Here is a 21,988-nt window from a genome sequence, read left to right on the forward strand (position 1 = left end):
AGTGTTTTATATGACAAATGTACTATTCATCTGCACGGGAAATACTTGTAGAAGTCCAATGGCTGAAGCTCTTTTAAATCATGTGAAGGATTCAGATTCAATTTTTGTTAAATCGGCTGGTGTTTTTGCAATGGATGACAGTGATGCATCTAGTCATACGATTGAAGTGTTACGTGAAAGAGGCATTACATGTCAGCACCAGTCTTCTAGTTTATCGAGTGATTTAGTAGAGTGGGCAACCATTATTTTAACAATGACAAATAATCATAAACAATCAGTTATCGATCAATATCCACAAGCCGGAAGAAAGACCTTTACTCTTTCTGAATATGTTACAAGTCCTGATGAAGAAAAGCGTGATATAACTGATCCATTTGGTGGACCTTTATCATTATACCGACAAACACGGGAAGATTTAGAAGCACTTATTATGAAGCTGAAAGATAAGCTTAAATAGAAGAAACAAACAGGGGGAGAAACACGTGAAGAATGATGAAAAGAGATATAAATTTAGCTTGCGTCGTAAGCTTGTTATTTTTACAACCGTTTTAGCACTTATTACATATTCAACAAGTGCTTTCTTTATTTATGTTTTAGTGAATTTTGCTGATCATCTTGTTGCACCAGAAGTATTCACTTTGATTACATTATTAATGGGTGTTTTCTGGTCAGGTGTTTTAGCGTATTTTGGTGCAGGCTTTATTACAAGAGCGCTAAAAAGACTTGAAACAGTTGTGTACAAAGCAGCAGAAGGTAATATTAAAGAAGATGTTCCATTAACCAAAAGTGATGATGAAATTAGAGGATTAAGTATTGCATTTAATTCGATGCTTGCAAATATGAGAAGTATGGTAGAAAGCATTGAATCAAATTTTCATGCAACAAATCAACAGGTCACTCAAATTGCGACAGCTTCGAATAATGCTTCTAAGCAAGCAGATGAAATCTCTTTAACTGTTCAGGAAATTTCACGTGGTGCTGATCAATCTGCTACATCTATTCAAGAAACAGCAGCATCTGTTGAAGATATTATTGAATTTGCTTCACAGGTAGAAGATAAAGCAACTTCATCTGAAAAAATGTCAAAACAGATGGTGTCATCATTAGAAGAAAGTAAAAAGGTTTATGATTCACTTATAACAGGTATTCAAACACTAGCTGAGGAAAATCAGCATTCAATGACAGCAGTTCGTAGACTTGAAGAGCATGCAAATGAAGTATCGACAATTGTCTCACTTGTTGGAGATATTGCTAATCAAACGAATTTATTAGCATTAAATGCTTCAATCGAGGCAGCAAGAGCAGGCGAGCATGGAAAAGGCTTTGCGGTTGTTGCTGAGGAAGTACGAAAGCTAGCTGATGAAAGTGCGAAAGCTGTTCAGGGGATTACAGGTCTTATCGGAAATATTCAACAAGAAGTTCAAAATGTGGTAGGTCAAATAGGTGAGCAAGTAGAAACAGCGAAAAGTCAGGCTGAAAATGGACAAACCTCTGCTAAAATGCTTGAAGAAACTAGTACTTCGATCTTAGATGTTGCAACAGCAGTTAACCAAATTAGCGAGCTTGTTCATCAACAAATGAATTCACTGCAAAAAACTGGTGCACAATCTCAAGAGGTGGCTGCAATTGCCGAGGAAACATCTGCAGGTGCTCATGAAGTGGCATCAGCTATTGCAGATCAAACAACAAATATTCAGCAAATTAGTCAGTTAGGAAAACAACTTTCTGAAAGTGCAGACGAATTACGAAAAACAATTGATCGTTTTCATAGATAAGAGATAAAATAGAATGGAAGAAAAAGCTAATAGCATGAGCGTTAGCTTTTTTCATTATCAGTAGATTATAGTATGATTAGTTTTAAGAATGAGATGAAAAGTTGGAGGGTGTATCAATGAAGGTTGCAATTGCTTCAGATCATGGTGGACTTAATATAAGAAAAGAAATCATTGCGTTACTTCAAGAGTTGAATATTGAATTTGAAGATATGGGCTGTGAATGTGAAACATCTGTAGATTACCCTGACTATGCTCTACCTGTAGCAGAGCGGGTGGCAAACGGAGAATTTGATCGCGGTATCTTAATTTGTGGCACAGGAATTGGTATGAGTATTGCAGCAAATAAAGTAAAAGGTATTCGCTGTGCACTTGCTCACGATACATTCAGTGCTCAAGCAACACGTGAACACAACGACACGAATATGCTAGCAATGGGAGAACGAGTAATCGGTCCTGGTTTAGCTAGGGAAGTAGCGAAGATCTGGTTAACAACTGAATATCAAGGTGGTCGTCACGCTACACGAGTAGGGAAAATCACTGAATACGAACAGAATCACAATTAAAGGAAGTCGTTAATTTATGACAAATCTTGAAATGTGGAAACAAGATTTAACCGCTTTATTAGTTGATTTTCAAAAACAAGCAAAGCTAGAAAAAGAAGATCTCCTCGTAATTGGCTGTAGTACAAGCGAGGTAATTGGTGAAAAAATTGGTACTGCTGGCACAGAAGAGGTAGCAGCCATGATTTTCAATACGTTAGCCGATTTTAAAGAAAAAACTGGAGTCAATTTAGCATTTCAATGCTGTGAACATTTAAATCGTGCGCTAGTTTTAGAAAAAAATGTGGCTAAAACAAATAAATTGCCTCAAGTCACAGTCATTCCTGTGCGAAAAGCAGGTGGCGCAATGGCTACCTATGCTTACAATTCTATGAACAATCCAGTAGTTGTCGAGCATATTGAAGCAGACGCTGGAATAGACATCGGTGATACTTTTATAGGTATGCATCTCAAGCATGTAGCCGTACCAATTCGAAGCAAAATAAAACAAATTGGTGCCGCACATGTTACAATGGCGAACAATCGCCCTAAGCTAATAGGTGGAGCAAGAGCCGTATATGAAAACACAATTGAAAACAGCTCGTGTCATTAAAAAGTAGGAGTCAACATTTGGTGTTGATTCCTTTTTTGTATGTTTTTCATTGAAATAGTGTAATTTTCATCCGATTTAGCATGTGAATAATGTATATCTGATCTGATATCGACCTTAACTAGTATGAATCATACTGAATTTCACTACCGAGAACACCGTTGAATAGGATAATCATTCAACTTTGGGCATTAATCGTTCAACTTTGCCCAATAATCATTCAACTTTTCGAAATAAACGTTCATTCGACAAAATTCGCCGCTAATTCGCCCCACAACCTACTTTAAAAACCAAACTTTCCAATTCATCGAAATATTCTACATTCGTAGTTGACATTACAATGAAAAGTAACGACAATAGGTTGTATATATAAACCAATTACAGCAAAAAAGTGAATGTTAATCACAATGTAAGCCTTTAATATTCGTCTTTTAGGTAATACACTAGAAAAAAACTTAAAAACTCTAAAAAAATATCAGAAAAACTTTTACATTACGATCTATAAACGTGTACAATATAGATGGAATTAGTCGTAAAATAATATGTAGGAAACAACAATTATCGGTTAAGAATGAAGGGAGACACACCAATGAAACATTTACCAGAACAAGATGCTAAGATATTTGAAGCCATTCAACTAGAGCGTACTAGACAAGAAACGAAAATTGAGTTAATAGCTTCTGAAAACTTTGTTAGTGAAGCAGTAATGGAAGCGCAAGGATCTGTTTTAACAAATAAATATGCTGAAGGCTATCCAGGACGTCGCTATTATGGTGGTTGTGAGCATGTTGATGTTGTAGAAGACATTGCGAGAGATCGTGCGAAGGAAATCTTTGGTGCGGAATATGTAAATGTTCAGCCACACTCAGGTGCACAAGCTAACATGGGAGTTTATTTCACTATTTTAGAGCATGGTGACACAGTTCTTGGGATGAACCTGTCTCATGGTGGACATTTAACACATGGTAGCCCTGTTAATTTTAGTGGTGTGCAGTATAATTTCGTTGAGTATGGTGTTGATGAAGTAACACATCGTATTAATTATGAAGATGTAGCAGAAAAAGCAAGACTTCATAAGCCGAAGTTAATCGTTGCTGGGGCTAGTGCATACCCAAGAGCAATTGACTTTAAAAAATTCCGTGAAATCGCTGATGAGGTTGGCGCATACTTCATGGTTGATATGGCACATATTGCTGGTCTTGTTGCTGCTGGACTTCATGAAAATCCAGTTCCATATGCGGACTTTGTTACAACAACAACACATAAAACATTACGTGGACCACGTGGTGGGATGATTCTTTGTAAAGAAGAATTCGGTAAAAAGATTGATAAATCGATCTTCCCTGGTATCCAAGGTGGACCTCTAATGCATGTTATTGCAGCAAAAGCAGTTTCCTTTGGTGAAACTCTTCAAGATAGCTTCAAAACATATGCACAAAACATCATTGACAATGCTAAAAGCTTGGCTGAAAAGCTTCAAGCAGAAGGTCTTACTCTAGTTTCTGGTGGTACAGACAACCATCTTTTATTAGTTGATGTTCGTTCTCTTGGCATCACTGGTAAAGTGGCAGAGCATGTACTAGATGAGATTGGTGTAACAGTTAACAAAAACACAATTCCATTTGAAACAGAAAGCCCGTTTGTGACAAGTGGTATTCGTATCGGTACAGCAGCTGTAACAAGTCGTGGTTTTGGTGCAAAAGAAATGGACGAAATCGGAAGCATCATTGCGTTCGCTCTTAAAAACCATGAAGATGAAGCAAAGCTTGCTGAAGCGAAGCAACGTGTTGAAGATTTAACAAGTAACTTCCCTTTATATCGTAACTTATAAGATCATATTTAGTGGCGACTTTCCATTTAGGAAGTCGCCATTATTTAAATTAGATATCATACTATAAAAACCACCTAGATTAAACTCCGAAATGTATTCTCTTAATAAAATGCTGTTTTCTCGTATTGCTATTTAAAAAATCTTTAGGAATAAATGTGATCGTTACATTTCGCTGCAGACACAAGATCCGCCGGGGAGGAAGTCAAGCCTCTTCGGTGGCGCCTGTGGGGTCTCGACCTTTCCTCTACACCCGCAGGAGTCAAGTGTCCTCCGCTACATTCCACTATCGTTTCTAAAAAAAGCAACAGTTTTTTTAAAGAAAACAGCCAAATGAAACGAGGGTTTAACATGCTTATATTATTCCTAGCTGGAGCAATCCTTTTACTAATGTTTATTACAAAAAGAATTCTATCTATTGAAAAAAACAAGCCAACAACAGGGCCAAAAGAGATGCTGCAAATTCTACATTCGTTATTTTGGGGTTTGCTAGTGTTGATGCTATTTTTCCTCATCCCAATGATCATATGGAAGCTTTCTGGTGGTTCTACTAATTGGGATGGTGTATATATTATCTTTGCCTCTGCTATTGGAACAATTGTCTTTTACTTTGGCTATTATGGTAGATTAAAAGCTAAACACTTGCACTAACTTTGTATATTTATCTTATTGGAACTTGAAACTATAGTTGTTTTTCTGTAAAATCTATTGAAGTGTCAAAGAAAAGGAGATGATTTGATGGGCAAGGTATATGTGTTTGATCATCCATTAATTCAACATAAACTTACATATATTCGTGATATAAAAACAGGAACAAAAGAGTTCAGAGAGCTTGTTGATGAGGTAGCTAGCTTAATGGCTTTTGAAATTACAAGAGATCTTCCTTTAAAAGAGGTTGATGTTGAAACACCTGTTACAACGGCAAAATCAAAGGTGTTAGCAGGTAAAAAATTAGGAATCATCCCTATTCTTCGTGCTGGTCTTGGAATGGTTGATGGCATTTTAAAATTAATTCCTGCAGCAAAGGTTGGACATATTGGTCTTTATCGTGATCCAGAAACACTACAACCTGTAGAATATTATGCAAAACTTCCATCAGATGTAGAAGAGCGTGATTTTATCGTAGTAGATCCGATGCTTGCAACTGGAGGCTCTGCTGTTGAAGCCATTAATAGCTTGAAAAAACGCGGAGCAAAAAATATCAAATTTATGTGTTTAATTGCAGCCCCAGAAGGTGTAGAAGTTGTGAAAGAAGCACATCCTGATGTTGATATTTTCATTGCAGCTCTAGATGAAAAGCTTAACGACCACGGTTATATCGTCCCTGGCTTAGGTGATGCTGGTGACAGATTATACGGAACTAAATAAATGATGACGAGAAGCTCTTATATTAAGAGTTTCTTTTTATATTTCTGAGGGCTGATTATTAGTATAGTTAGTTCCTTAACAGCATCGCATAAAATAAAAATGCTACATAAGCTATTTTTCGTTTATAGCTTCTAAAATCTCTCCCCTTAATTTAGCAGTTTCCTTCTCATTTTTTAAAGATTTCTCAACCTTCGCCCATCCAATGATGTACCGTAAATGTTCATCCTTCTTAAATAATTCTTCATTCTTTAAATAGATTTGTTTAAACCATTCTGTTTTCTTTAATAATTCAATATTCCGATTAATTTTTTTCTCATTTGGATTACCGCGAATAAACATAACCATCGACATACAAATATTTGTAAATAATTCAAGAATCATTGATTCACCTTTTTTCTTAGAAGATATCCTTGTTTTTATCATTCTATAAAAAATGGCAAATCCCTTTGCTTTTAGGAACACATCAATTTTAAATTATAGCCATTTGGAAGCAACTTTTGATTTCTTAACTTCTAAAAACATGCCTAAAACTACTTAAAGTTACATTTTCTCCCCACACCTCGTGCAAACTAAACATGAGGTGGATAACAATGAATATCAGAAAAATCATTTTTTCTTTATGTATCACACTATGCTTTACAACAACTGCATATGGAGAAACCTACCCTAATAGACCCGCTCTTCCTAGTGAAAACGAAGCTGATATTCAAAGAATACTTTTACTTGTTGATGAACCTGAATTTGATTCTTTTAGAAAAGAAGTACAAGCTCAACCTAACATTAAAATCCTTCAAACATATCAGCATGCATTTCATGGCTTCTCTCTAGAGGGCACTGTCGGAGAATTAAAGAAGCTGCAAAAACATCCTGCTGTTGTTCATCATAGTCAGGTTGTTTCATATAAACCACATTTAGAAACTAGTGTTCCTTTTATTGGTGGTGAAGATGTAAGAGGCTTGTTTGATCGAGGAAATCATCGATTAACAGGAAAAGGTGTTAAAGTAGCTGTTATTGATACAGGTGTTGATTACCATCATCCAGATCTAGATCAGAATTATGCTGGTGGCTTTGATATTATCGACGGTGATCAAGATCCGATGGAAACAATGGCTAGTGATGGAGATGAAACGCTTCATGGTACACATGTTGCTGGAATTATTGCGGCAAATGGGAAACTACGAGGAGTAGCACCTGAAGCAGAGATCATTGCTTATCGCGCCCTTGGTCCAGGTGGTATGGGGACGTCTGATCAAGTAATTGCTGCCATTGATAAAGCAATAGAAGATAAAGTAGATATCATCAATTTATCACTAGGAAATAATGTGAATGGACCTGATTGGCCAACAAGCCTAGCACTTGATAAAGCTGTTGATTCGGGAATCGTCGCTGTCACATCTAGTGGAAACTCTGGTCCTGATGTATGGTCAGTTGGATCACCAGGTACTTCAGGTAAAGCAATTTCGGTTGGAGCATCAACACCACCTTTAAAAACTCCTTATTTAAAAGTAGCGGGCATAACTGAGTTGATTTCCATGAATTTATTACAAGGTGCAAAGCCTTGGAATTTTAAAGGCATTGATTCAATGGTTCTTGGAGGAATCGGTGAAAAAAAAGATATAGACAAGATTGCTCGTGGCAAAATTGTTTTAATGGAAAGAGGCAAAATTACTTTTACAGAAAAAGTTTTAAATGCGAAACAACAAGGAGCAAAGGCGGTTATTATTTATAACAATGTAAAAGGAGCTTTTGCGGGATCATTAGAAATTCCCGTTGATATACCAGTGGTCTCAATTTCAAAGGAAGCAGGAGAAGCAATAAAAAAACAAATTAATAAAAAAGTATCATTAAGAACCGTGTATAAAAAAGAAGAAGATAAGCTGGCGGAATTTAGTTCAAGAGGGCCTGTTACAAATACATGGGCAATAAAGCCTGATGTTGTAGCACCAGGAGTTGCAATTCATAGTACAATACCCAATGGCTACTTAGCGCTTCATGGAACAAGTATGGCTGCACCACATGTTGCAGGAGCTTGTGCGTTAATTAAACAAGCACATCCTGATTGGAATCCAGAGCAAATAAAAGCCTCTTTAATGAATACAGCAAAGCAGCTAAAAAATGAAAAACAAGAGCTGCTAAAACCAACTGAACAAGGTACAGGTCGAATAAATGTAAAGGATGCAATCAATTCAGAGCTACTAGCATATCCAGGATCTCTTACATTCGGGAAATTTGAAGCATCTGACATGCGAACGAAAAAAGAGCTAACATTAACATTGGATAATCAATCTCCTAAGCAACAAATTGTAGATTTTAAAATACCGAAAAACGAGCCAGGAATTCATTGGGATTTGCCTAAAAGGATAAAAATTGAGCCAAAAGAAAAAAGGAAGATTTCGATCAGTGTTGATATAACAGCAAATCAGAAACAGCCAGGTTTACATCAGGATTGGCTGGAACTTAATTATGGAAAAGAGGAAATTCATCTACCTTATCTTTATGTAATTGATGAACCTCACTATCCGAGAATAATGGGATTTGAGTTCGGTCATGGTGATACACCTAATATGTATAAATACCAAACCTATTTACCGGGTGGTGCTGATGAAATAGGAATTGCCCTTTATGATCCAGATACAATGCTATTTGTTGGTTTTCTAGACTGGGATCGAAATATATCAAGAGGAATGCTTGAGAAAGATATTTCGATTAAAGACTCTAATTTAAAAGAGGGTATTTATAAAGCAATCGTTTTTGTGAAAAAAGATGGGCAAGAAGATGTCATTGAAACAGATATTTTACTTGGTGAATAATTAATGAAAAAAAGTAAGTCAAGGGCAAAATGTGAACGATTTGTGATGTTTTTAACAAGATTGTGAACATTTAACTTTAAACAGATTGACATGAAGTATATGCTATTGTATGCTAAACGAGGATGTAATGATAAGGTTTTCAAGGACCATTTACAAACCGTATTTTAACCCCTGGTTCCTTTATAAATCACCAAGCGAGGATTTATAAAATGCGACAAAAACAACGCCATCCGCTTCAAGCGATGGGCCTCATGTCCGCGATCCTTTCCCAATTAGTAGGTTCGACTTTAGTTGGGGTATTCGGAGGAAAATGGGTTGACGATTTATTGGGTACTGAACCACTTTTTTTAATCGTAGGCCTTCTGCTTGGACTAGCTATTGGAATATACGCCATGTATAGATTGGTCCACCACTATTTCTCGGGAGATTAAACCTTTCATGTTTGAAAATTTGCAACTAATGTTTTACAGATATCGTAAATACATATTATATCTGCTGGCCCTTTATGTATTAGCATGGGGATTTACAGACTACAAAACAGTTTTTCAAGGATTGCTGCTTGGAACATCAATGAGTCTATATAATTTATGGAACATGGTGAGAAAACAAAAGCAGTTCAATTCTGCACTAGAAGAAGGAAAGAAAGTGTCGCTGGGGACAGCTTCTAGAATGGCAACAGCCATTGTAGCGGTATTTTTTGCCCTGAGGTTTCCGGAGTATTTCCATTTGATTAGTGTTATTTTGGGATTAATGACAATGTATATCGTCATTATGATAGATTTTGCAATACAACATAATCGTACTTAGCTGGAAGTGAGGTGAATCTAATGGATCATGGAGCTCCTGTGAGAGAGTTTTTAGGTTTAACTTTTAATTTATCTAATGTATTAATGATCACGATTGCTAGTTTAATCGTTTTCTTAATAGCATTTCTGTCTACGCGGAATCTGAAAATGAAACCGACTGGTAGACAAAACTTTATTGAATGGATTGTCGATTTTGTAAGAAATATTATTGGCAGTACAATGGATATGCAAACAGGTGCCCGATTTGTAACGCTAGGAATGACCTTATTAATGTATGTTTTTATATCAAATATGTTAGGTTTACCTTTTGCTATCATCGTGGATCACGACCTTTGGTGGAAATCGCCAACAGCCGATCCCGCAATTACTTTAACACTAGCTGTTATGGTAGTTTCTTTAACTCATTACTATGGGATTAAGATGAAAGGTGCTAGAGAGTATGGAAAAGAATTTTTCCGACCAATGTCTTTCATGTTTCCTCTTAAAATTATCGAGGAGTTCTCTAACACGCTAACACTCGGTCTTCGTCTTTATGGTAATATCTTTGCAGGGGAAATACTTTTAGGATTACTTGCTACTCTTGCAGTAAGTGGTTATGAATCAAGCTTATTTAGCGGTATTTTCGGTACAATTGCTGCGGCAGTACCAATGCTAATCTGGCAAGCATTTAGTATATTTATAGGTGCAATACAAGCATTTGTATTTACAATGTTAACAATGGTATATATGGCACACAAAGTGAGTCAAGACCATTAATAATAAATTATAAAATAGTAATCATTCTTAAGGAGGAATTATATAATGGGAGCTTTAGCTGCTGCAATCGCAATTGGACTAGCTGCATTAGGTGCAGGTTTAGGTAATGGTATGATCGTTTCAAAAACTGTTGAGGGGATTGCTCGTCAACCAGAAGCGAAAAACGCACTTCAAACAACAATGTTTATCGGGGTAGCGTTAGTAGAGGCGATTCCAATCATCGCTGCTGTAATCGCATTTATCGTAATGTTCCAATAATAATCTTACTATATTTAATGGTTCATAGTGGCGAAGTCGTCTCAGGATGAGAATCTTCGCCATTGCTTTATGTATTGAAATCTTAAACTATTTCCATAACGTATTTTCAAACAATGATAGTCATAACCCATCATGGAACTCTTGAAGGGAGTGAAACCGAGCTATGTTAACTTTTGATCTTGCATTAGGTGCATCAACAGGCCTAAACACAGGAGATATCGTATTCCAGCTTGTTATGTTCTTAATTCTACTTGCATTATTAGGTAAATATGCATTTGGACCAGTTATGAACATGATGAAGCAACGTGAAGATTTTATTGCAAATGAAATTAATAGTTCTGAAGAAAGAAATAAAGAAGCACAAAAGCTAGTAGAAGAGCAACGTGAGTTACTTAAACAAGCACGTGTAGAAGCACAAGGACTAGTGGAAAATGCTAAAAAGCTTGGTGAGCAACAGAAGGAAGATATTATCCAGGCTGCTCGCTCTGAAGCAGGACGTCTTAAAGACGGAGCGCTTAAAGAAATTGAACAGCAAAAAGAACAAGCTGTTGCAGCATTACGCGAACAGGTTGCGTCTTTATCTGTCATGATTGCTTCTAAAGTAATCGAAAAAGAATTGAATGAGCAAGAGCAAGAAAAACTGATCAATGACTACATCAATGAGGTAGGCGAGGGTCGATGAGCAAAGGAATCGTTGCAAAACGTTACGCAGTAGCTCTTTTTCAACTTGCAAAAGAAAAAAACATTATCGATCAAATCGAAAATGAATTACTCGTTGTTAAAGAAGTATTTACAGCGAATCAGGATTTATTAGAAGTACTTAACCATCCGAAAGTTAAAAGTGAGACGAAGAAATCAATTGTGAAAGATTCATTTACAAATGTATCAGAACAAGTTGTAAATACACTTTTACTATTAGTTGATCGAAATCGTGCTAATGTATTAGCTGAAGTGGTAAGTCATTTCGTACAACAAGCAAATGAATATCGTGGCACTGAGGATGCAACTGTATACTCTGTCCGCGCATTATCAGAAGCTGAATTATCAGCAATATCTGCTTCATTTGCAAAGAAAATCGGAAAAAAATCACTCCGCTTACAAAACGTAGTCGATAAAACATTATTAGGTGGCGTAAAGCTACGTATTGGTAATCGAATTTACGATGGTAGTGTAAGTGGAAAGCTTGAACGTATAGAGCGACAATTAGTCGCAAATAGATTGTAGATAGGGGTGAAACTCATGAGCATCAAAGCTGAAGAAATTAGCGCGCTCATTAAGGCGCAAATTGAGAACTATCAGTCTGATATAAAAGTTAGCGATGTTGGTACTGTTATCCAAGTTGGGGATGGTATTGCTCGTGCTCATGGCCTCGACAATGTCATGGCTGGAGAGCTTGTAGAATTTTCAAACGGCGTTATGGGTATGGCTCAGAACCTTGAGGAAAATAACGTTGGTATTATCATTTTAGGACCTTACACAGATATTCATGAAGGTGACGAGGTACGTCGTACTGGACGCATCATGGAGGTTCCTGTAGGTGAAGCATTAATCGGGCGTGTTGTTAACTCATTAGGACAACCAGTTGATGGTTTAGGTCCAATTGAAACAACAAAGACAAGACCAATTGAAAGTCCAGCACCTGGTGTTATGGACCGTAAATCTGTTCATGAACCACTTCAAACTGGTATTAAAGCGATTGACGCACTTGTGCCAATCGGTCGTGGACAACGTGAGTTAATCATTGGTGACCGTCAAACTGGTAAAACAGCAGTAGCTATTGATACAATCTTGAATCAAAAAGATCAAGATATGGTTTGTATTTATGTTGCAATCGGTCAAAAAGAATCAACTGTTCGTGGTGTTGTTGAAACATTACGTAAACACGGTGCATTAGATTACACAATCGTTGTAACTGCTTCTGCATCACAACCAGCTCCAATGTTATTCTTAGCTCCTTATGCTGGGGTAACAATGGGTGAAGAATTCATGTATAACGGCAAGCATGTTCTTGTTGTATACGATGATTTAACAAAACAAGCTTCGGCATACCGTGAGCTTTCATTATTACTTCGTCGTCCTCCAGGTCGTGAAGCATACCCTGGTGACGTTTTCTACTTGCATTCTCGTTTACTTGAGCGTGCAGCTAAATTAAGTGATGCAAAGGGTGCAGGTTCTTTAACTGCTTTACCATTCATCGAAACACAAGCTGGTGACGTATCAGCTTATATTCCAACAAACGTTATTTCAATCACTGACGGACAAATTTTCCTTCAGTCTGACTTGTTCTTCTCTGGTGTACGTCCAGCGATTAACGCAGGTTTATCAGTATCTCGTGTTGGAGGATCAGCACAAATCAAAGCGATGAAAAAGGTTGCCGGTACGCTACGTCTTGACTTAGCTTCTTACCGTGAGCTTGAATCATTTGCTCAATTTGGTTCTGACCTTGATAAAGCAACACAAGCTAAATTAAACCGTGGTGCTCGTACAGTTGAAGTTCTTAAACAGGGCTTAAACAAACCATTAAAAGTTGAAAAGCAAGTTGCGATTTTATATGCATTAACTCGCGGATTCCTTGATGATATTCCTGTTGCTGATATCACTCGCTTTGAAGATGAGTTCCATGCACATTTAGAGCAGAACAATAAAGCCCTTCTTGAAGAAATCCGCACAACTGGCGGTCTTCCGAAAGATGAGGATATGAATGCAGCAATTCAAGGCTTCAAAAAGACATTTGCTGTAACTGAATAAAACAAACATGTGTGTGTGTGAAGGCTAATGTAGCGTTCACACACCATTCTTTTCATACATTTAGATGATTTTCTAATAAAGGTGGTGAGAACCTTTGGCATCATTACGCGATATAAAATCAAGGATTACTTCTACAAAAAAGACAAGTCAAATTACAAAAGCAATGCAAATGGTTTCTGCTGCGAAATTAAATCGCGCAGAAAATAATGCAAAAGCTTTTGGTCCTTATATGAACAAAATTCAAGAGGTTGTAGCTAGCATTGCTAATGGAAGCTCTGAAATTAGTCATCCAATGCTTGAAAGCAGACCTGTTAAACGTACTGGTTATTTAGTCATCACATCTGATCGTGGCTTAGCTGGAGCTTTTAACAGTAGTGTATTGCGTGCTGTTTACCAAACAATTCAGAAGAAGCATAAATCTAATGATGAGTTTGCCGTTATTGCTATCGGTAAAATGGGACGTGATTTCTTTCAAAAGCGTGGTATGAACGTTATTTCAGAGATTACAGGAATCGGTGATGATACATCTTTTGCAAACATTAAAGATATTGCAAGCAATGCAGTTAATATGTATGCAGATGGATCGTATGATGAACTATACATGTACTACAACCACTTCGTTAGTGCGATTCAACAAGACGTAACTGAGAAAAAGCTTCTTCCACTAACAGATATTTCTTCTAATTCAAATTTAACATCGTATGAATTTGAACCTAACCAAGGAGAAATTCTAGAAGTGCTATTACCTCAGTATGCTGAAAGTCTCATTTATGGAGCATTACTAGATAGTAAAGCTTCTGAGCATGCAGCACGTATGACGGCAATGAAGAATGCTACAGATAATGCTAAAGACCTTATTAACGGTCTTACATTAACTTATAACAGAGCTCGTCAAGCTGCGATCACTCAAGAAATTACTGAGATCGTCGGCGGAGCAGCTGCTTTAGAATAAAACCTACCAAGCTAATTATAAAACATAAAGTAATTAGCTTCAGTGTCTAGCTCCAGGCGCCATCGGCTCAAGGTCATAAGTCAAATAGTAATTGAAGGCAAGAGCGCCTTCTATTCCTATTCGCCTTATGCTTGTTTCCGATAAGCGGGCGCCCCTGAGCTTTTCTTAATAGATAGGAGGGAAAACGATGAATAAAGGACGCATTACTCAAATTATGGGTCCGGTTGTTGACGTAAAGTTTCCAAGTGGTCAACTTCCTGACATTTATAATGCCCTTACAATTAAAACAGAAGCGAATGATCAATCAGTCGCTATCGAATTAACTTTAGAAGTTGCCCTGCATTTAGGTGATGATACTGTACGTACTGTTGCGATGTCTTCTACTGATGGACTTGTTCGTGGAGTAGAAGTTGTTGACACAGGCGCAGCGATTTCAGTACCAGTCGGTGACGTAACTTTAGGTCGTGTATTTAACGTATTAGGTAATAACATTGACTTAGATGAGCCAATTCCTGCTGATTCTCGTCGTGATCCAATTCATAGACAAGCACCAAAATTTGATCAGCTTTCAACAGAAGTTGAAATTTTAGAAACTGGTATTAAAGTAGTAGACTTACTTGCACCTTATATCAAAGGTGGAAAAATCGGTCTATTTGGTGGTGCCGGTGTAGGTAAAACGGTATTAATTCAAGAGCTTATCAACAACATCGCACAAGAGCACGGTGGTATTTCCGTTTTCGCTGGTGTTGGAGAGCGTACTCGTGAAGGAAATGACCTTTACCATGAAATGACGGATTCTGGTGTTATTAAGAAAACGGCAATGGTATTCGGACAAATGAATGAGCCACCTGGAGCACGTATGCGTGTTGCATTAACTGGTCTTACAATGGCTGAATATTTCCGTGATGATCAAGGACAAGACGTTCTTTTCTTCATGGATAACATCTTCCGTTTCACACAAGCAGGTTCAGAGGTTTCTGCCTTACTTGGTCGTATGCCATCTGCCGTTGGTTACCAACCAACACTTGCTACAGAAATGGGTCAATTACAAGAGCGTATCACTTCAACTAATGTTGGATCTGTTACATCTATCCAAGCAATTTACGTTCCTGCCGATGACTATACGGATCCGGCTCCAGCAACGACATTTGCTCACTTAGATGCAACAACTAACTTAGAGCGTAAATTATCTGAAATGGGTATTTACCCTGCGGTGGATCCTCTTGCTTCGACTTCACGTGCATTGTCACCTGAAATCGTTGGAGATGAACACTATAGTGTTGCTCGTAATGTACAACAAACATTACAACGTTACAGAGAGCTACAAGATATCATTGCGATCTTAGGTATGGATGAGCTTTCTGACGAAGATAAGCAAACTGTTGCTCGTGCTCGTCGCATTCAGTTCTTCTTATCTCAAAACTTCCACGTAGCAGAGCAATTTACTGGTCAAAAAGGTTCTTATGTTCCTGTTAAAGAAACAGTTCGTGGATTTAAAGAGATTCTAGAAGGTAAGTATGATCACCTTCCTGAAGATGCGTTCCGTTTAGTTGGACGTATTGAAGAAGTAATCGAAAGTGCAAAACAAATGGGTGTAGAAGCCTAATTAGGGACCTAGGAGGGTATGAGTATGAAGACAGTATTAGTCAATGTCGTTACTCCCGATGGCCCAGTTTACGATGCAGACGTAGAAATGGTGAGTGTTAAAGCTCAAAGTGGTGAGCTTGGTATTTTACCAGGTCATATTCCTATGGTTGCCCCATTGCAAATTGGAGCAGTTCGCCTAAAGCAAGGGAGCAGCACTGAATTCGTTGCTGTTACTGGCGGCTTTATCGAAGTACGACCTGACAAGGTTACGATCTTAGCACAAGCAGCTGAAAAAGCAGAGACTATCGATATAGCTCGTGCAGAAGCAGCTAGAAAACGTGCCGAAGAGCGTCTAAATCATAAATCAGACGAAATCGATTTTAAGCGTGCTGAACTAGCACTACAACGTGCAATCAACCGCTTAAACGTAACGAAATAAATAAAAAAAGATGGTGCATGACACATAGTCTGCACCATCTTTTCTTTTTATAAGGGCTTTTAATTAGAAGGTTTTATAAGATTAAAAAAGATGTGTATTCTAAATGGCTAGAAAGCCAAAATAAAAAGAGTCAGAGAATATACCGTTTTATTACTTCGTTAATGTGGTCAAAAATTCGAAACACCATTGAAGTAGTAGTTATTAGCAAAAATATTTCTGTCAATTTTAGAAGGTTTCATATTTGAAAATTAAAACTCTGGATATAAGATGTCTTCTATATAATTAAATTCCTTAATAATTCTTTGGTTTTAAGGATAGGATTGTGCAAAGAAAAATTCACTTCACCCAGAAATAATGTAATTGTTCTTAAAAGGTTGGGTAACTATTTATTTTAAAACTTGATAGTGTAATGGAGCGGAAGAAACTTGACTCCTGCGGGTGCAGAGGAAAGGTCGAGATCCCGCAGGCAAAGCCGAGGAAGCTCGACTTCCTCCCCGCGGAAAGCAAGTTTCTGGAGCGAAATGGAACGAACTAGGATCCAACCAAGAAACCAAGTAAATGAAAATGTTTAACACTTACTTACAAAACCGTGCCATTCTGTCATAACGCTTAGAAAGTATCATTTCACTCTCATCCTTATGACTAACATAATGATCCAAAAACATGTTCTGAAAATATTGATGATAACGTCCATACCGAATACCCATCACAAATTTATTATCAATAAAAGGATACTCTTTTACTAACCACTCAGAACATTCAGGATTTTCCCTAACAAGAACTTCACACAAATATATGCTCATACATGTTTCAAACTCTGCTATCGTTATCTGTAAATCGAAGTATTTATTATCCTTAAATAAATCGAAATACAACTTTTCAATGTCCATTAAGCTCTTAGGAGAATAATCAATTATTATATTAAATTCGTTAGAAATCTCTTCAAGTAAAAAAAGATGATCTTTACGAAACTCGTAGTAATGTGCTTGTGCCGTATATATATTATCAAAATCAGGCAATTGTTCACCATACTCTTGTGTTATATCTCTATAGTGATTCAACTGTGGTTCAAACATCTTATCTCCCTCAAATCCCTTTAATATTCGGAAAAGAAAACTATCCGAAGAAAGTATATCATAGAAAATCCTTTGAAAAACTTGTAACAATACTTTCATAATTGAGGAGTATTTTGGATGTGTATGTATAGTAAAATAATGGAATGTGACTGATTTTTTTAGTATGTAAATGATTATTCAATATTCGTAAATTTTTATTAAATTTAAAAATCAATCATGTTACAGAACTTTCACTATATAATGAAAAAGGGTATATACCAGCATAAAAAACTAGTGAAAATTATTATGGTGGACTAGGTAAAAATGTGCTTGTAATTTTAAGAATTTGTTGTATGATTTAAGTTGCTTTGTGTCTTTTCTTTTGGTTAGTAAGTAGCTGAATTAGGGGCAGAAGGTACGTAGTTTTATGAGTTTTATGGAGGGATGAATGTGCCCGACTTTGGACAAATTGCTTTACTAAGTATGATTGTAAATATCGTTTTCTTTATGATCACTTGGTGGGCATTACAAGCAATAAACATTGAAAAATGGCTAAAATCTGGCAAAGTCATGCAAGCAAGAGTACTTTTAATTTTACTAACAATTGCAATCGGATCTTTGGTAAGTAATTTCTTTTTAGACTATTTATTATGGTCTCAACAACTTCCATCACTCTTTTAAACATGTTTATTGATGGTTAGAACTGGGAAGAAAAGCTATATATAACAAAAGAACTACATATATTGCGATTTCTATGGCCTTGTCTAATTTTGACGACTTTTTCCACGTATGTGTCCTTGCTTTCCGGTAACAATGTTACTAAGGAGAGGAAGTGACTCGGTGTGAAAAAAAGAGAAATGATGATTGTAGCAATTTTACTGTTTATTGGATGGAATATGGTGGCCAGTCATATAGATGCAAAAGAAAATCGTTCAAAGCTTGATTATATGGCGAGTGCAATGGAAAGCCATGATATTTCAATTAACGATTGGTCTTTATATTCAAAAAAGACTGTTGATAAAAAATCAATTGAAGAAGTGAAACATTTTACAAAGCAATATCGTCAATACACATGGACATATGAAACTGAGGATGACGTTTATAAAGCAATTGGTGTTTATCACAACAATGATAAAGATCTTACTGAAAAACTCCAGTTTATAACTACCCTCACAAATGTCCATACTCAATCGTATATCCTTTATGAGGTAAAGGGTGTAAGTACGCAAAATGATTGGAACAACTTGACTGACTACTTCAATAAGCAAGCATTCGACATTTTTCGTGAGAAAACTACAACTTTTGCTTGTTTAACAGGATCTATTGATGATATGATGAAAGGTGTTTTGAACCAAAAATCGAGCGAATTATTAAAATATTTTCAAGCAGAAACAATTGAAGAATTACAAGAAGATCAGTTTGTATCAGTATCAGCTAAAACCCCATTATGGGAAGATTTTATTCCAACAACAGATGATAACATGAATATGCAAATTTCATTGAGATCTGACGGATTGGGCGCTAAAACAACGGTCGTAATAGGAACACCAATCATTACGTCTGAATATTAATATAGAGAAATTGGGACGCGGAGGGGAATACTTTGGAAAAAATCATCGTCCGCGGCGGTCGTAAGTTAAACGGCACTGTTAAAGTAGAAGGAGCAAAAAATGCCGTTTTACCAGTAATCGCTGCATCTTTGTTAGCAAGTGAAGATAAAAGTATTATAAGTAATGTACCTACGCTCTCCGATGTGTATACAATTAATGAAGTTCTTCGCCACTTAGGCGCAGATGTCCATTTTGAAAATAATCAAGTGATTGTAGATGCATCAAAAGAGCTATCAACAGAAGCACCGTTTGAGTATGTAAGAAAGATGCGTGCATCTGTACTCGTTATGGGAGCACTTTTAGCCCGTAAAGGTTCTGCACGTGTTGCATTACCAGGTGGTTGTGCAATTGGATCTCGACCAATTGACCAGCATTTAAAAGGCTTTGAAGCTATGGGCGCTTCAATTAAAGTTGGAAACGGCTTTATTGAAGCAGAAGTAAACGGAAGACTGAAAGGTGCTAAGGTTTATCTTGATTTCCCAAGTGTGGGGGCAACAGAAAACATCATTATGGCTGCTTCTCTTGCAGAAGGTACAACTGTTCTTGAGAACGTAGCAAAAGAACCAGAAATAGTTGACCTGGCTAATTATATCAATGCTATGGGTGGTAAAATCCGTGGCGCTGGTACAGGAACAATTCGTATTGAAGGTGTTGAGGAACTAAAAGGTGCCCATCATTCAATTATTCCTGACCGAATTGAAGCAGGCACATTCATGGTTGCTGCAGCTATTACAAAAGGAAACGTACTTGTTCAAGATGCAGTACCAGAGCATTTAACATCTCTTATCGCGAAAATGGAAGAGATGGGAGTAGAAATAATAGAAGAAAAAAATGGTCTACGAGTTATCGGACCAGAAAATTTAAAATCAATTGATATCAAAACAATGCCACACCCTGGTTTTCCTACAGATATGCAATCTCAAATGATGGCATTGCTATTACGTGCTAAAGGAACGAGTATGATTACTGAAACAGTTTTCGAAAATCGTTTTATGCATGTGGAAGAATTCCGTCGTATGAATGGAGATATCAAAATTGAGGGTCGTTCGGTTATTATCAACGGACCAGTGGGATTACAAGGTGCAGAAGTAGCAGCAACAGATTTACGTGCAGGTGCAGCATTAATTCTTGCAGGATTAACAGCAGATGGCCACACACGTGTTACTGAACTAAAGCATTTAGATAGAGGATATGTAGGTTTCCACGAAAAATTAGCAGCAATCGGCGCTGATATTGAACGCGTAAAAGAAGACATTACAACAAAAACAAATTCTGATCAGCAAGCTGCCGTATCAGATTAATATGCCTTCATAAAAGAAGCAGGAGTCATTCATTGGCGCCCTGCTTCTTTTATTTGGTTTTTTTATTACAAAACCAAATAAAATATGTACAGAAAATAATTCTAATCAGGACTTTACTAGAATACCTATATTAGCTGGAGTTTATACATGGATATTGAAAATAATTCATAAAAAATTCAAATTGAGTAGGTCTAAGTTCTTTCTCCATAGAGTTGAAATCCCTTACCTGAACCTCCCATAAAATAAAGCAATTCCCTTGTTATTTCTGTCATAAAAGCTTGTCCATAACCATAAGATGGAATATAGATATACTATTTAATCTAAAACCTAACGGAGGCCTTAGACATGAAACCAATTAAACCAGCCCTTTTTATCTTTGGAGGATTATTTATCATTATCCTTCTTATTCCCACTTTACTCGTTACGCCATTTATGGATCAATCCAAAGGAAAATTAGGTGAAGAGCTAACTGTCGCAAAAGGCAATGTTCCTGTGTTAGCAGAATCACCTGTGGATGTTCCTGTTTATAGAAGTCAAGCTCAGCAAATCGAAAACATTCCATTAGAGGAATATGTTATTGGAGTTGTTGCATCTGAAATGCCAGCAGAGTTTGAAACAGAAGCATTAAAAGCACAAGCATTGGCCGCTCGAACATATATTACAAAGCAGCTTATGAACGAAAAAACATATGGTGCTCCAGCTGGATCTGTTGTGACAGATACAACAATGCATCAGGTTTATAAAAATCAAGAAGAATTGAAAAAACAATGGGGAAATGAATATACAGCGAAGTTAAATAAAATTACAGAAGCAGTAGCAGCAACACAGGGTAAGATTCTTACATATGATCAAAAGCCAATTGATGCCTCATTTTTTTCAACTAGTAATGGGTACACAGAGAACTCTGAAGCATATTGGAAGGAAGCCATTCCTTATTTAAAAAGTGTTGATAGCACATGGGACGAAAAATCACCTAAATTTTATGATCAAAAAATCATGACAATTAAAGAATTTGAACAAACTTTAGGGGTTAAAATTGATACGAGTAAAGAAACAGTTGGCACAATAAAGGAATTAACACCTGGAAAACGTGTAGCAAAGGTAGAAATTGACGGAAAAGAATTTACGGGAAGACAAATTCGAGAAAAATTAGAATTAAAATCCTCAGATTTTACCTGGAAAATCAAAGGTGACTCTATTGTTATTGAAACAGAGGGATTTGGACATGGAGTTGGCATGAGCCAATATGGAGCAAACTTTATGGCTGAAGCAGGCAAAACCTACGATGAAATCTTGTCACATTATTATCAAGGCACAGAAATCGGTACAGCTGAACCGTTTTTATCGAAGTATACAGCTAAACAATAGCTAGCGGAATGGAACCGATTAGGCATATTTGCTATTTTGAAGAGTTTATTTGATGACTAGCTCATTTTATTTGCTAAACTAACAAGTTTATTTGCTCGAATCATCTTTTTATTTGCTAAAACACATGATATATTAGTTTTTCGACAAAAACCGACTAACTATTCCATATAAAAAGCTA

24 protein-coding genes are annotated in these 21,988 nt (G+C 36.8%); 22 read left to right on the forward strand and 2 right to left on the reverse strand.

The window, feature by feature from the left end:
• Positions 1–10 precede the first annotated feature (10 nt).
• The 7 genes from JOC75_RS16260 (at position 11) to upp (ending at position 6,120) form a co-directional block, all read left to right on the forward strand.
• Positions 11–457, forward strand: coding sequence for a low molecular weight protein arginine phosphatase (locus JOC75_RS16260; RefSeq protein ID WP_204955055.1), 447 nt, complete (start codon positions 11–13; stop codon positions 455–457).
• Between the two features lie 25 nt (positions 458–482).
• Positions 483–1,775: a methyl-accepting chemotaxis protein gene (locus JOC75_RS16265; RefSeq protein ID WP_204955056.1), complete on the forward strand. Its 1,293-nt coding sequence runs from the start codon at positions 483–485 to the stop codon at positions 1,773–1,775.
• A gap of 116 nt (positions 1,776–1,891) precedes the next feature.
• Positions 1,892–2,338 (forward strand): ribose 5-phosphate isomerase B, encoded by a 447-nt coding sequence (gene rpiB / locus JOC75_RS16270; RefSeq protein ID WP_204955057.1) that lies wholly within the window; start codon positions 1,892–1,894, stop codon positions 2,336–2,338.
• 16 nt (positions 2,339–2,354) lie between these two features.
• Complete coding sequence (locus JOC75_RS16275) at positions 2,355–2,927, forward strand: TIGR01440 family protein (RefSeq protein WP_204955058.1); 573 nt, start codon at positions 2,355–2,357, stop codon at positions 2,925–2,927.
• 586 nt (positions 2,928–3,513) lie between these two features.
• Entirely contained in the window at positions 3,514–4,755 is a 1,242-nt protein-coding gene (locus JOC75_RS16280; RefSeq protein WP_204955059.1) for a serine hydroxymethyltransferase, read from the forward strand.
• Between the two features lie 348 nt (positions 4,756–5,103).
• Positions 5,104–5,403, forward strand: a complete 300-nt coding sequence (locus JOC75_RS16285) for a hypothetical protein (protein ID WP_204955060.1) — start codon at positions 5,104–5,106, stop codon at positions 5,401–5,403.
• Positions 5,404–5,490: 87 nt separating this feature from the next.
• A complete protein-coding gene (gene upp, locus JOC75_RS16290; RefSeq protein WP_204955061.1) occupies positions 5,491–6,120 on the forward strand; it encodes a uracil phosphoribosyltransferase in 630 nt (209 codons plus the stop codon).
• A gap of 111 nt (positions 6,121–6,231) precedes the next feature.
• On the opposite strand, the gene JOC75_RS16295 is transcribed toward upp, so the two are convergent.
• Positions 6,232–6,501 carry a hypothetical protein gene (locus JOC75_RS16295; RefSeq protein ID WP_204955062.1) on the reverse strand — a complete coding sequence of 90 codons (270 nt, stop codon included), beginning with the start codon at positions 6,499–6,501 and terminating at the stop codon, positions 6,232–6,234.
• A 209-nt stretch (positions 6,502–6,710) separates the two neighbouring features.
• On the opposite strand from JOC75_RS16295, the gene JOC75_RS16300 reads away from it, so the two are divergent.
• The 11 genes from JOC75_RS16300 (at position 6,711) to JOC75_RS16350 (ending at position 16,476) form a co-directional block, all read left to right on the forward strand.
• Positions 6,711–8,930 carry a S8 family serine peptidase gene (locus JOC75_RS16300; protein ID WP_204955063.1) on the forward strand — a complete coding sequence of 740 codons (2,220 nt, stop codon included), beginning with the start codon at positions 6,711–6,713 and terminating at the stop codon, positions 8,928–8,930.
• 209 nt (positions 8,931–9,139) lie between these two features.
• The gene (locus JOC75_RS16305; RefSeq protein ID WP_146950226.1) at positions 9,140–9,361 is read left to right on the forward strand and encodes an AtpZ/AtpI family protein; all 222 of its coding nucleotides are present in this window, start codon (positions 9,140–9,142) and stop codon (positions 9,359–9,361) included.
• 7 nt (positions 9,362–9,368) lie between these two features.
• Positions 9,369–9,737, forward strand: coding sequence for an ATP synthase subunit I (locus JOC75_RS16310; protein WP_146950227.1), 369 nt, complete (start codon positions 9,369–9,371; stop codon positions 9,735–9,737).
• 20 nt (positions 9,738–9,757) lie between these two features.
• Positions 9,758–10,492, forward strand: a complete 735-nt coding sequence (gene atpB / locus JOC75_RS16315) for a F0F1 ATP synthase subunit A (RefSeq protein WP_146950228.1) — start codon at positions 9,758–9,760, stop codon at positions 10,490–10,492.
• 45 nt (positions 10,493–10,537) lie between these two features.
• A complete protein-coding gene (atpE, locus tag JOC75_RS16320; protein WP_146950229.1) occupies positions 10,538–10,750 on the forward strand; it encodes a F0F1 ATP synthase subunit C in 213 nt (70 codons plus the stop codon).
• Positions 10,751–10,913: 163 nt separating this feature from the next.
• Positions 10,914–11,432 carry a F0F1 ATP synthase subunit B gene (gene atpF / locus JOC75_RS16325; RefSeq protein ID WP_146950230.1) on the forward strand — a complete coding sequence of 173 codons (519 nt, stop codon included), beginning with the start codon at positions 10,914–10,916 and terminating at the stop codon, positions 11,430–11,432.
• A complete protein-coding gene (locus JOC75_RS16330; protein ID WP_204955064.1) occupies positions 11,429–11,974 on the forward strand; it encodes a F0F1 ATP synthase subunit delta in 546 nt (181 codons plus the stop codon). The genes atpF and JOC75_RS16330 overlap by 4 nt, the downstream gene beginning before the upstream one ends.
• Before the next feature lie 15 nt (positions 11,975–11,989).
• Entirely contained in the window at positions 11,990–13,498 is a 1,509-nt protein-coding gene (gene atpA, locus JOC75_RS16335) for a F0F1 ATP synthase subunit alpha (RefSeq protein WP_204955065.1), read from the forward strand.
• A 94-nt stretch (positions 13,499–13,592) separates the two neighbouring features.
• Positions 13,593–14,450 (forward strand): F0F1 ATP synthase subunit gamma, encoded by an 858-nt coding sequence (locus JOC75_RS16340; RefSeq protein WP_146950233.1) that lies wholly within the window; start codon positions 13,593–13,595, stop codon positions 14,448–14,450.
• A gap of 187 nt (positions 14,451–14,637) precedes the next feature.
• Positions 14,638–16,056, forward strand: coding sequence for a F0F1 ATP synthase subunit beta (atpD, locus tag JOC75_RS16345; RefSeq protein WP_146950234.1), 1,419 nt, complete (start codon positions 14,638–14,640; stop codon positions 16,054–16,056).
• Between the two features lie 24 nt (positions 16,057–16,080).
• Positions 16,081–16,476, forward strand: a complete 396-nt coding sequence (locus JOC75_RS16350) for a F0F1 ATP synthase subunit epsilon (protein WP_204955066.1) — start codon at positions 16,081–16,083, stop codon at positions 16,474–16,476.
• 575 nt (positions 16,477–17,051) lie between these two features.
• On the opposite strand, the gene JOC75_RS16355 is transcribed toward JOC75_RS16350, so the two are convergent.
• Positions 17,052–17,552, reverse strand: coding sequence for a hypothetical protein (locus tag JOC75_RS16355; protein ID WP_204955067.1), 501 nt, complete (start codon positions 17,550–17,552; stop codon positions 17,052–17,054).
• Positions 17,553–17,975: 423 nt separating this feature from the next.
• Here JOC75_RS16355 and JOC75_RS16360 point away from each other — a divergent pair, with 423 nt between their 5' ends.
• The 4 genes from JOC75_RS16360 (at position 17,976) to spoIID (ending at position 21,810) form a co-directional block, all read left to right on the forward strand.
• Positions 17,976–18,212: a DUF1146 family protein gene (locus tag JOC75_RS16360; protein WP_146950237.1), complete on the forward strand. Its 237-nt coding sequence runs from the start codon at positions 17,976–17,978 to the stop codon at positions 18,210–18,212.
• Positions 18,213–18,373: 161 nt separating this feature from the next.
• Positions 18,374–19,102, forward strand: coding sequence for a YwmB family TATA-box binding protein (locus JOC75_RS16365; protein ID WP_204955068.1), 729 nt, complete (start codon positions 18,374–18,376; stop codon positions 19,100–19,102).
• A 32-nt stretch (positions 19,103–19,134) separates the two neighbouring features.
• Complete coding sequence (gene murA, locus JOC75_RS16370; RefSeq protein WP_204955069.1) at positions 19,135–20,442, forward strand: UDP-N-acetylglucosamine 1-carboxyvinyltransferase; 1,308 nt, start codon at positions 19,135–19,137, stop codon at positions 20,440–20,442.
• 345 nt (positions 20,443–20,787) lie between these two features.
• Entirely contained in the window at positions 20,788–21,810 is a 1,023-nt protein-coding gene (spoIID, locus tag JOC75_RS16375) for a stage II sporulation protein D (RefSeq protein ID WP_204955070.1), read from the forward strand.
• Positions 21,811–21,988: the final 178 nt, after the last annotated feature.

The organism is Metabacillus crassostreae, from assembly GCF_016908395.1.
GTDB lineage: Bacteria > Bacillota > Bacilli > Bacillales > Bacillaceae > Metabacillus > Metabacillus crassostreae.

What these genes read in the sequence shown, in the direction of transcription:
- JOC75_RS16260 (WP_204955055.1), top strand. Translation starts at nt 11, where the DNA reads ATGACAAATGTACTATTCATCTGCACGGGAAATACTTGTAGAAGTCCA.
- rpiB (WP_204955057.1), top strand. Translation starts at nt 1,892, where the DNA reads ATGAAGGTTGCAATTGCTTCAGATCATGGTGGACTTAATATAAGAAAA.
- JOC75_RS16275 (WP_204955058.1), top strand. Translation starts at nt 2,355, where the DNA reads ATGACAAATCTTGAAATGTGGAAACAAGATTTAACCGCTTTATTAGTT.
- JOC75_RS16280 (WP_204955059.1), top strand. Translation starts at nt 3,514, where the DNA reads ATGAAACATTTACCAGAACAAGATGCTAAGATATTTGAAGCCATTCAA.
- JOC75_RS16285 (WP_204955060.1), top strand. Translation starts at nt 5,104, where the DNA reads ATGCTTATATTATTCCTAGCTGGAGCAATCCTTTTACTAATGTTTATT.
- upp (WP_204955061.1), top strand. Translation starts at nt 5,491, where the DNA reads ATGGGCAAGGTATATGTGTTTGATCATCCATTAATTCAACATAAACTT.
- JOC75_RS16295 (WP_204955062.1), bottom strand. Translation starts at nt 6,501, where the DNA reads ATGATTCTTGAATTATTTACAAATATTTGTATGTCGATGGTTATGTTT.
- JOC75_RS16300 (WP_204955063.1), top strand. Translation starts at nt 6,711, where the DNA reads ATGAATATCAGAAAAATCATTTTTTCTTTATGTATCACACTATGCTTT.
- JOC75_RS16305 (WP_146950226.1), top strand. Translation starts at nt 9,140, where the DNA reads ATGCGACAAAAACAACGCCATCCGCTTCAAGCGATGGGCCTCATGTCC.
- JOC75_RS16310 (WP_146950227.1), top strand. Translation starts at nt 9,369, where the DNA reads ATGTTTGAAAATTTGCAACTAATGTTTTACAGATATCGTAAATACATA.
- atpB (WP_146950228.1), top strand. Translation starts at nt 9,758, where the DNA reads ATGGATCATGGAGCTCCTGTGAGAGAGTTTTTAGGTTTAACTTTTAAT.
- atpE (WP_146950229.1), top strand. Translation starts at nt 10,538, where the DNA reads ATGGGAGCTTTAGCTGCTGCAATCGCAATTGGACTAGCTGCATTAGGT.
- atpF (WP_146950230.1), top strand. Translation starts at nt 10,914, where the DNA reads ATGTTAACTTTTGATCTTGCATTAGGTGCATCAACAGGCCTAAACACA.
- JOC75_RS16330 (WP_204955064.1), top strand. Translation starts at nt 11,429, where the DNA reads ATGAGCAAAGGAATCGTTGCAAAACGTTACGCAGTAGCTCTTTTTCAA.
- atpA (WP_204955065.1), top strand. Translation starts at nt 11,990, where the DNA reads ATGAGCATCAAAGCTGAAGAAATTAGCGCGCTCATTAAGGCGCAAATT.
- atpD (WP_146950234.1), top strand. Translation starts at nt 14,638, where the DNA reads ATGAATAAAGGACGCATTACTCAAATTATGGGTCCGGTTGTTGACGTA.
- JOC75_RS16350 (WP_204955066.1), top strand. Translation starts at nt 16,081, where the DNA reads ATGAAGACAGTATTAGTCAATGTCGTTACTCCCGATGGCCCAGTTTAC.
- JOC75_RS16355 (WP_204955067.1), bottom strand. Translation starts at nt 17,552, where the DNA reads ATGTTTGAACCACAGTTGAATCACTATAGAGATATAACACAAGAGTAT.
- JOC75_RS16360 (WP_146950237.1), top strand. Translation starts at nt 17,976, where the DNA reads ATGAATGTGCCCGACTTTGGACAAATTGCTTTACTAAGTATGATTGTA.
- spoIID (WP_204955070.1), top strand. Translation starts at nt 20,788, where the DNA reads ATGAAACCAATTAAACCAGCCCTTTTTATCTTTGGAGGATTATTTATC.